The organism is Microcoleus sp. Pol12B4 (assembly GCF_036701385.1).
Taxonomy (GTDB): domain Bacteria; phylum Cyanobacteriota; class Cyanobacteriia; order Cyanobacteriales; family Microcoleaceae; genus Microcoleus.
On the sequence record NZ_JAUBQR010000278.1, the window covers coordinates 1 to 7,455 of the forward strand.

14 protein-coding genes are annotated in these 7,455 nt (G+C 47.0%); 8 read left to right on the top strand and 6 right to left on the bottom strand.

Features of this window, described 5'->3' with window-relative positions; all coding sequences use genetic code 11:
• On the bottom strand, positions 1–188 hold a 188-nt coding region (locus QUA38_RS25990), incomplete at its 3' end, for a hypothetical protein (protein WP_333167013.1).
• 339 nt (positions 189–527) lie between these two features.
• Entirely contained in the window at positions 528–1,106 is a 579-nt protein-coding gene (locus QUA38_RS25995; RefSeq protein WP_333167015.1) for a hypothetical protein, read from the bottom strand.
• A gap of 305 nt (positions 1,107–1,411) precedes the next feature.
• Here QUA38_RS25995 and QUA38_RS26000 point away from each other — a divergent pair, with 305 nt between their 5' ends.
• From QUA38_RS26000 to QUA38_RS26020, 5 genes are all read left to right on the top strand, one after another.
• Positions 1,412–1,648, top strand: a complete 237-nt coding sequence (locus QUA38_RS26000) for a hypothetical protein (RefSeq protein WP_333167017.1) — start codon at positions 1,412–1,414, stop codon at positions 1,646–1,648.
• A gap of 160 nt (positions 1,649–1,808) precedes the next feature.
• Positions 1,809–2,372: a hypothetical protein gene (locus QUA38_RS26005; protein ID WP_333167018.1), complete on the top strand. Its 564-nt coding sequence runs from the start codon at positions 1,809–1,811 to the stop codon at positions 2,370–2,372.
• A 168-nt stretch (positions 2,373–2,540) separates the two neighbouring features.
• Positions 2,541–2,873: a hypothetical protein gene (locus QUA38_RS26010; RefSeq protein WP_333167020.1), complete on the top strand. Its 333-nt coding sequence runs from the start codon at positions 2,541–2,543 to the stop codon at positions 2,871–2,873.
• Between the two features lie 127 nt (positions 2,874–3,000).
• On the top strand, positions 3,001–3,243 hold the full coding sequence (locus QUA38_RS26015; protein WP_333167022.1) for a hypothetical protein: 243 nt from the start codon (positions 3,001–3,003) through the stop codon (positions 3,241–3,243).
• A 34-nt stretch (positions 3,244–3,277) separates the two neighbouring features.
• On the top strand, positions 3,278–3,490 hold the full coding sequence (locus QUA38_RS26020) for a hypothetical protein (RefSeq protein ID WP_333167023.1): 213 nt from the start codon (positions 3,278–3,280) through the stop codon (positions 3,488–3,490).
• Between the two features lie 563 nt (positions 3,491–4,053).
• On the opposite strand, the gene QUA38_RS26025 is transcribed toward QUA38_RS26020, so the two are convergent.
• The 4 genes from QUA38_RS26025 to QUA38_RS26040 form a co-directional block, all read right to left on the bottom strand.
• Positions 4,054–4,404 (bottom strand): HNH endonuclease, encoded by a 351-nt coding sequence (locus tag QUA38_RS26025; protein ID WP_333167025.1) that lies wholly within the window; start codon positions 4,402–4,404, stop codon positions 4,054–4,056.
• A gap of 56 nt (positions 4,405–4,460) precedes the next feature.
• Positions 4,461–4,910: a hypothetical protein gene (locus tag QUA38_RS26030; RefSeq protein ID WP_333167027.1), complete on the bottom strand. Its 450-nt coding sequence runs from the start codon at positions 4,908–4,910 to the stop codon at positions 4,461–4,463.
• Between the two features lie 98 nt (positions 4,911–5,008).
• Positions 5,009–5,206 (bottom strand): hypothetical protein, encoded by a 198-nt coding sequence (locus QUA38_RS26035; protein ID WP_333167029.1) that lies wholly within the window; start codon positions 5,204–5,206, stop codon positions 5,009–5,011.
• 11 nt (positions 5,207–5,217) lie between these two features.
• Complete coding sequence (locus QUA38_RS26040; RefSeq protein ID WP_333167031.1) at positions 5,218–6,252, bottom strand: hypothetical protein; 1,035 nt, start codon at positions 6,250–6,252, stop codon at positions 5,218–5,220.
• A 128-nt stretch (positions 6,253–6,380) separates the two neighbouring features.
• Here QUA38_RS26040 and QUA38_RS26045 point away from each other — a divergent pair, with 128 nt between their 5' ends.
• From QUA38_RS26045 to QUA38_RS26055, 3 genes are all read left to right on the top strand, one after another.
• Positions 6,381–6,662, top strand: coding sequence for a hypothetical protein (locus QUA38_RS26045; protein ID WP_333167033.1), 282 nt, complete (start codon positions 6,381–6,383; stop codon positions 6,660–6,662).
• Between the two features lie 98 nt (positions 6,663–6,760).
• Positions 6,761–7,057 carry a hypothetical protein gene (locus QUA38_RS26050; RefSeq protein WP_333167035.1) on the top strand — a complete coding sequence of 99 codons (297 nt, stop codon included), beginning with the start codon at positions 6,761–6,763 and terminating at the stop codon, positions 7,055–7,057.
• Between the two features lie 62 nt (positions 7,058–7,119).
• The gene (locus tag QUA38_RS26055; RefSeq protein ID WP_333167037.1) at positions 7,120–7,350 is read left to right on the top strand and encodes a hypothetical protein; all 231 of its coding nucleotides are present in this window, start codon (positions 7,120–7,122) and stop codon (positions 7,348–7,350) included.
• Positions 7,351–7,455: the final 105 nt, after the last annotated feature.

Below are 7,455 nucleotides of genomic sequence, written 5' to 3' on the forward strand. Positions count from 1 at the left end.
GTGGTTTTTCCCACAAACAGGATACCGCCAGACTTCGCCGCGTAGCCCAAGTAAACTGATGCCTCATCCGCAGATACGGTTCGGCAGTTGGCGTAACTCCAATCGTTCAACAACCCCCGGCTCTCAATGTGGCTCTTGTGTTTGGGGCAAAGATAAGCGGTAGATTCAAATTGCTGTACAACGTTCATAGATGCCTCTCGCTACTCATAGCGGTGCTAACTGGTTTTTTTGACAAAAACCCGCTAAATGTAGAAGAGACGGCCCGGCGCTGTAACTACCGTTGACGTGCAAAGGTGCAAAATCTGCGGTAATGACAGAAATGAACTATGATGAATCTAAACTTTTTTTAATTTGTTTGTTCGCCGTCTCTTCTAAAGATAGCGGACTCTTTTTTTTGGTCTGGTCTAATCGATGCGGTCGCTTGTCGGCAACAGCCTTTTCAAATTTTATATGCCGGCGTATTGCAAGCGAGCGTTAGCTGGCAAGGAATTTGGGAATCAAAAAATCCCAATTGTTGCCGAGGACAATTAGCTCGGTTCCTCCTCACCCCCCGGCATTCTCCAAGGATCGATGCCGTTTTCTCTGAGTAAACGCTCAAAGTAGTCGCGCTCGCTTCTGGCTTCATCGTCAACCCAAAACGCTTCTCTGATATCGCGCTCAAGCTCTTGAACTCGCTGGCTGAGCAATTCGTTTCTTTCAGTCTCGGTGCGGGTAACGCCGAAAGCTTCGTCAAACCGACGTTCGAGAGATTCGGTAAGCAGCGCCCAGGAAAGAAGAAACGCCTTACGATTTCCCTTGTAGGCACGAGTTAGCCAGTAGGCAGTAACCACGTTCAACGGAAGCGCATTAATGCGGGTTTGACCTCGTTGACCCAGCTCGGACTCAACTTCAACCGACTCCGGAGTGTAATCCGTATATGTCTCTCCCAGTAAAGCTTTAGAGCCATTCGATCTCAAAAAACGTAATGCGTAAACCGGAGGCTCATCAATTGTTTCTGCCGCCTGTGTCTGGCTCATCCGATAACTGCCATCTGGCAGCATGAACCCATCGACTGTGAGAGAACCTATTTGCACCGAGGCTCGGACGGCTCTAACTGATTCGGTCATATTTTTTCCCGTGTTTGATCTCTACTCGAACGCTTGCTGATTGTTGTCGCGGGCTTCCTATGTTGTACCAACGCTGTGGTTTTCTTAAGCCTGAGCTTTGTTCACAAACGGCTGTGGAGTTTTAACCATTCGTTACATGATATTATCGTGTAAATCCAAACGATTCTTTCTCCCTAGTTTACCATAAGATATAAGGTGAGCTAGGGACAATTATGTTGGTAATAAAAAGACGTTCTATCGATAAATTTGTAAAACCTGTGAAAGCACGCGAGTTTTGTAGGCTGTGGTTCAATGCCGATGCCCAGATGGAAGCTACTAGGGGCTATAGAGCGGAATGTGTTCGCTTGTTGAGTCGTATCCTAGCCGTGCAAACAGAGACTATTTCGAGTAAATGGGGAAGCGGCATTGATTTCGAGAAAATGCCCGAACAGTACGAACGAACCCTCGCTTATGCCAATTCTCTTCGTTCTATCCTTGACGCAGCGGGCAACAATCCCGAACTCTCCAACATCATTGCCGAGCGCCTCAAACAATCCCATTAGTAATTCACCGGAAAGTAATACCAGATAGTATACGGTAAACTCCTTGACCAACTATAACGCAGGTTTTAGTGTGGGAATGACGCCCTGGTGCAGTGGTGCAAACACTTTTCCCAGGACTTCTCCCATTCGCTGATAACACCAGCTACCAAGGAGCAACGTTATGTTCGCAGATTACGGGCAGCCATCGCAACCCGCCCGACCAAGCTTTGTAGAAATACCCAATCCCCGCGTCACCACCACAATGGGGCGCATGGAAGTGACCGACGTTCGCCCTGAAACAGTCACCGGTCGCCTGCTAAATGACCAAGATAATTTGCTAGAGGAAGACGGACAGCCAGTTTACATCTGCGTTCGGAAACACGAGATTTTGTGTGCCACCGAACGAGCCGACGTGATGAGCTGGTGGCAACTGGGAGAACAAGCGATTGCGGGACACACAACGCCCCGAAAATATTCCCTCGAATCCTTGATTAATCGCTTGGACGGGCTCAATTTGGATGAACTCTACGCTGTCCGAACATTCGTTTGTTTGGAGAGCGACCCGTTCAAAGCGTATTCGGGTAGCGTCAACAGCGACTTATCCCATTTACAGGCTTGGTTTCCGACAGTGCGAGTTCTTGATCGTGTCGAACAAAACCAACTAGCAAGCGCATTGTGCTGGCGAATATCAAGCGAATCCAACGCACCGACAGCGCCTACACCGGGTGATGGGAGGAACGATTAATTATTGAGTTGATAGAAGATGGCATCTAAAATTTCTCTTTTAGTCCCGTTAGTGGGTTGGGGTTTTTTATGGGGAAATGATGCAGCCTATAAATAATCACGCCAAGAAAGAATATCTGGAACATCTTCCATGCGACTAATCCCCTAAAACCAGTAGGAGGCTCGAATTATGACAACAAACTTTGATATTGGGCTGCCAACGACACCAAGTTTCAGGCCACAAGTGGTTTATTCGCAAAATCTAAATTTTGTGCCGAGTTCAGACGATACTTTACCGTCGGTGATTCCTGGTGCGGTCAGCTTGCCAGCTCAATCTGATGGCTACGAACGGGTAAGGATAATGGTTTTTGGATCGAGCTACGGGGTAACATACACGATTCGCTGGCTTTACGGGCTACAGTTCGCTCATATCAGCGAGTGGAGTTTCCTTATGCCTGCTCCAAGTGAGGGTGAATTTATGAGCATTGTTACTAAGCGAATCCCATTGAGTCCAACTAACTAATTGGCATAGAACTTGGTAACAACTTGGTAACAACTTGGTAACAACTTTGTAGCAAGGCTGGCGATAGTTTCATCTGTATCAAAAGCAATCGCCAGTTTCTTCTATCAGACACCAGTGAGGCATGACTATGACCAACGGCAACGGGCCTAACGGTGACACGCCTAACGGTGACACGCCCCAACCCGATCCAATACAAAAGTTAACGGAATATGTCGAATCTGTGGAAATTTCTCTGGAAATCCAGGAAGATAAAACAGACGTTATTGAAGATCAGGTGGCAAATCTGACCGAGCAGATAACCGAGTTGAAACAACAAGTGAAAGACATATATGGAGACGAAGAGGACTGGGAACGTATGTCAAAGACTTGACGGGCTTATCACACGCCGTCAGGCTAAAAACCGATTGCAACGTTCCAAGCTGGAGCGAACCAAGCGCTTGCGAGATGAAGCTGCCTTGACCCGACCTTTTAGAAAGTCTCCCCTGCTAGACTTCGTTAATGACTTGGTACATAGACCCCCCAATCAAGAACAGATGCGCCAGCTCAAAGAACTACTTCTAGAAGAACAGAAAGCGATCGCTAAACTCATCGCCCTAATTGACCAACACCTAGATTGAGGTACTACCCTGATTGAAGTCCAAGTGATTCTTAAAAGATGTTATGAGGCGGTTAATAGACACGCCTCTTCATCTTTTTAAGGGCGCGAACCTGAAAGTTATTAAAAGTTTTCAACCAAAACTACAGTGCTTTAATACTTTTAACTTATTATTGATTTCTGGCAACCAACTAAGAATATTGCAGCTCAAAAGTTAACTAAAAAGAAGCGATTTTAAAGGTGACAGGTAAGAGCGGCAAACCTTTGTACGGCATGGTATTAGAAGCAGTTCTCAAAAAATAGAGCCGAACGAAGAGTAACGGTGAAGCGGGATTAGTTGTTTCAATTCGCAGACAGTGACGCTTATTTGATAAAATAATTAGATTGTCGTTTAGTTTTGCAGCGGCGACTCATCCCCCAATCTTGGGGATTTTCTAATTTGATGGCGATCCTCTCTTTGAGCTGGTGTCGCGGACGATCTCAGGTCGCAAAGCGAGTTATATTTTGGACGTGCCGTTTTGATATTAGACGAGCCAACATGGAGCTAACAAAATGCGGATTCGATTGAGATAAATTGCCCCGTGCCTATTCCCTAGAAGAAGCGATGAACTCCCAATCCACCGCATCATCAGGGAACAAGGATAATTGCCCCGGCGATACGTTAGACTGACCGCGATTGTGATACGACAAGTGGCACGCGGTACACAGAGCGATTAAGTTTTCTGGGCGGTTGTCCTCCGGTATCCGGTTGCGGTGGTGCACCGCCAAAGTTAAGGCACACCGTTCAGATTTGGTTAAGCCGCTTTGTTTACCGCGTCGAAGTTTACCGGGTCGCAGGCATTGTTGATGGCACTTTGCACAACGCCAGCCCGCGTTTTCTTTCACCGAGAGCGCAATCTCTTGCCAATTGTCGGGATACCTCTTTGGTTTAGGCATAGCTTGTTTCTCTGCAAATAGGGCGATCGCTTTTGCTGTTACCGACTTAATCCAGTTTAGAGAGCTGCGAATCCCCTAAAGATGCCGCTGCTATAGGTTTCCAAGTTTGCTTCAATCCATTGAGCGGTTTCGAGATATCCCAAAGCTACGGCTTGAAGCCGCACCGTGTTTGCATGGAACATATTGGTTGTTTGTGCTTCTCGAACTGCATCGATGCCTTGGAGGATGCACTCCGGTATTTGGATCGGTTCCTCTGGCTCTAGGGAACTGGGCAGCTTCCCCAAGAAACCGAGATATTCCTTTACCCGCAGCTCGAAGTTAGCCTCAGCTTCAGCTAAATCGGTGAAGTAACGGCCGTAATAAAAGCCACCGTCTTGACAGTTGTAGAAGTGCGTTACCCATTCCTCATTAGGACGCCATTCTCTGAGAGTAATGTAACCGGGGGCTTGACCGCCATCACCGGGGATAGGATGCGATTTTAATATGGAGTGACTTTGAGCGTTCATAAACAATTTGTGTGGGGTGAATTAGGAGAATTTGTAGTCGATCGGTTTGGGCAACTTGGGGGCGTTGCGGGTGCATCGGTAGTCTTTCATCGGATTAACTAAGCACGAGGTTTGAGAAATTGTAAAAGTTCATCTCCATGTTGTCCAATCGGGTTATAGCCAATTGGCAGCCAAAAGTAATCAGAAGCCCAATAATCGCCGTCAAAATCTTTGAGCCACCAATCGTCATCTACACCGCCCACACAAATCTTTTGTACGTTGAAGTAAAGCTTGATTCGTTGAAATTTCTCAGCCATTGGTTTCACAATTAAAATACAGGAGCGTACTCAAAAGCAGGTTGCCAGTTACTATTAATTAGCCTACCCGTTTTTGCTGCATTGTAGTTGCCTATCAAAAAAGAGCGGCGTTTGAGTTCTGAATTACCCGTCTGCTGTATCAGCGTTTCGCGTAACGGGTGGTGGCTGCCAATCAAAAACTCGTTCCTGGTGTTGAGCCTTTCTAGATAGCGTTTATGGGGGAGCTGGTCGAATTTCCCACCCACCCCGCGATTGCAGCTAACGCAAGCTAGCACGAGATTCCAGATGCCATCAACGGGATGAGCGATGCCGTAGTTGATGAGAACGCGGGGAAAAAAGTGGTCTACATCCGTTAAATCTGCCGCACTGCTGATAATCGAAATATCGCCAAAGCAGTAGAAACACTTACCCTTTTGATAACCGTTTAAAGCACCGCGACACGAGGTAATATTGACGCGGCTCAGTGGTTTGCGGACGAATAGCAGCTCCAGGTCAGCATCGTAATCTACACCAATCAGATTGCGGGATACTTTCAACTCCCATGCCGTCTCCACCAACCGCCACCGTGCATCAACCTCTTGGGGTAAGTTCTGCCCTTGGCTTCCCTCCAACATCCCAAACAACTCATCGGTCAGGGTAATGGCTTTAGCACCCCGGCGGTCGTAAGCGAAGAAACGCATCGGTGTCTCCCCTTTATTGACATTGTGGAACTTATCGAGCACCACCTTGAACCCTTCCCTCGCCGTAATCGAAATCAACTCCTCGTAGCTAATCTCACCCCGGTCGTATCGGCGGCAAGCTTCCAAAAACGGGTAGGGAACATTGGTTTCTTGAGATTGGCTATCACACAAACGCAGGTGTTCCAGAGTATGCCGCGCATAAGCTTGTGCCAACTCCTCCAAGGTGATGATGCTTTTACCACCGGGTGCTAACTCCAACAGCGACTGAGCTAGCGCAAATTTGTAAGAGGCGACGTTCTTGCCAAAGAGAATGATGCCCCGCCAATAATCCTCTATTGATGGTGCATCTCCCCAAAACTCTGACATACGCGCCTTGACAATAGTTCGTAAACTAACTACACTAGCTAGCAGGTTATCAAAAAGGCGATCGCCCAAGTCCGGTCAAAGTCAAGAGCGATCGCCCCGTACCCAAAGCAAGTTCGGATACAACAGTAATGAAAGCACAGATTTACGTGAATAGGCACATCACTGCCGCCAATAAAAAAGCTAGCAAGCTGAGGGGAGTGTTGGTGGACGAGCGGGCTATCAGCATCAATACTTACTTGGGGTCGGTCTATGCCAAACGGGTAGAGTTCACCAGCGGGTGCGTGTTGATTCAGGATGCGAGCAAAGCCCGGTGTTCGGGAGCGACTATTTGGATAGAAGCTGCATTTGAGAGTTTGGTGATAGATGGGGTAGCAGCAGATCGATCGATGTTCAAAAAGGAGGGAAGATGACAGTCGTTCAGACAATCCCAGAATCAAGGCGTATTTAAAAATACCTGCATCCCGCGCAAGTTGAAATCGACAGTTTATTCACTAGCAAGATATTAGATATGTTCAAAGGCAAAGAATACATGACCCAACAGCAGCAAGTCCTTGTTGCAGAATTCGAGGCTGAAATTGAATCGGAGTACGCACTGTGTATAGCCCAGATTCAAAAAGCCAAGCAAGCCATTGAAGGGGCGACGGCAGGCTTAACCGAACAACAGCAAAACTTAGCCAATTCCGAAATTGATGCGCTCCGCAAGTATTGGCACGAGCGGTTAGAATCTCTCATCAATCTTGCATCCTGGAGATCTCCGAAGTTGCTCCAACAATTGGAGAAAAAATATCTTCAGGATATTCATTAATCAACCTTTGTGCAACGGCAATCTATTCATCATCTAAACCAATAACCCAGGAGTCTAGCATCATGTATCATGAATTACTCGAAAGATTGGCACTTATACTAGCCAAAACGGAGGGATGGGAAATAGAAGATATTCACGGCGACAATCCGAGAATGAAAGTGTATTTAAAAATGGCGGCAGCCTGCTTGGGTGAAATAGATAATTATCTCGAAGAACAAGATGTTGAATTCGGGGACTTAGAAGTTAATGCAAGGTATGAGATGCCGCAGGTACTGAATCAGGAGAAAGGCTAACATGGCTCAACCCAATCAATACGATGCCGTACTCGGTGGTTGCAATTCTCAACCGATGCCGGGAAGTGCTGTTAGAGGAATAACTAATAGATATTTCCACCCGGA

Coding starts and splice junctions, on each gene's coding strand:
- QUA38_RS26030 (WP_333167027.1), bottom strand. CDS start 4,910: ATGAACGCTCAAAGTCACTCCATATTAAAATCGCATCCTATCCCCGGT.
- QUA38_RS26025 (WP_333167025.1), bottom strand. CDS start 4,404: ATGCCTAAACCAAAGAGGTATCCCGACAATTGGCAAGAGATTGCGCTC.
- QUA38_RS25995 (WP_333167015.1), bottom strand. CDS start 1,106: ATGACCGAATCAGTTAGAGCCGTCCGAGCCTCGGTGCAAATAGGTTCT.
- QUA38_RS26015 (WP_333167022.1), top strand. CDS start 3,001: ATGACCAACGGCAACGGGCCTAACGGTGACACGCCTAACGGTGACACG.
- QUA38_RS26050 (WP_333167035.1), top strand. CDS start 6,761: ATGTTCAAAGGCAAAGAATACATGACCCAACAGCAGCAAGTCCTTGTT.
- QUA38_RS26055 (WP_333167037.1), top strand. CDS start 7,120: ATGTATCATGAATTACTCGAAAGATTGGCACTTATACTAGCCAAAACG.
- QUA38_RS26005 (WP_333167018.1), top strand. CDS start 1,809: ATGTTCGCAGATTACGGGCAGCCATCGCAACCCGCCCGACCAAGCTTT.
- QUA38_RS26010 (WP_333167020.1), top strand. CDS start 2,541: ATGACAACAAACTTTGATATTGGGCTGCCAACGACACCAAGTTTCAGG.
- QUA38_RS26045 (WP_333167033.1), top strand. CDS start 6,381: ATGAAAGCACAGATTTACGTGAATAGGCACATCACTGCCGCCAATAAA.
- QUA38_RS26035 (WP_333167029.1), bottom strand. CDS start 5,206: ATGGCTGAGAAATTTCAACGAATCAAGCTTTACTTCAACGTACAAAAG.
- QUA38_RS26040 (WP_333167031.1), bottom strand. CDS start 6,252: ATGTCAGAGTTTTGGGGAGATGCACCATCAATAGAGGATTATTGGCGG.
- QUA38_RS26000 (WP_333167017.1), top strand. CDS start 1,412: ATGGAAGCTACTAGGGGCTATAGAGCGGAATGTGTTCGCTTGTTGAGT.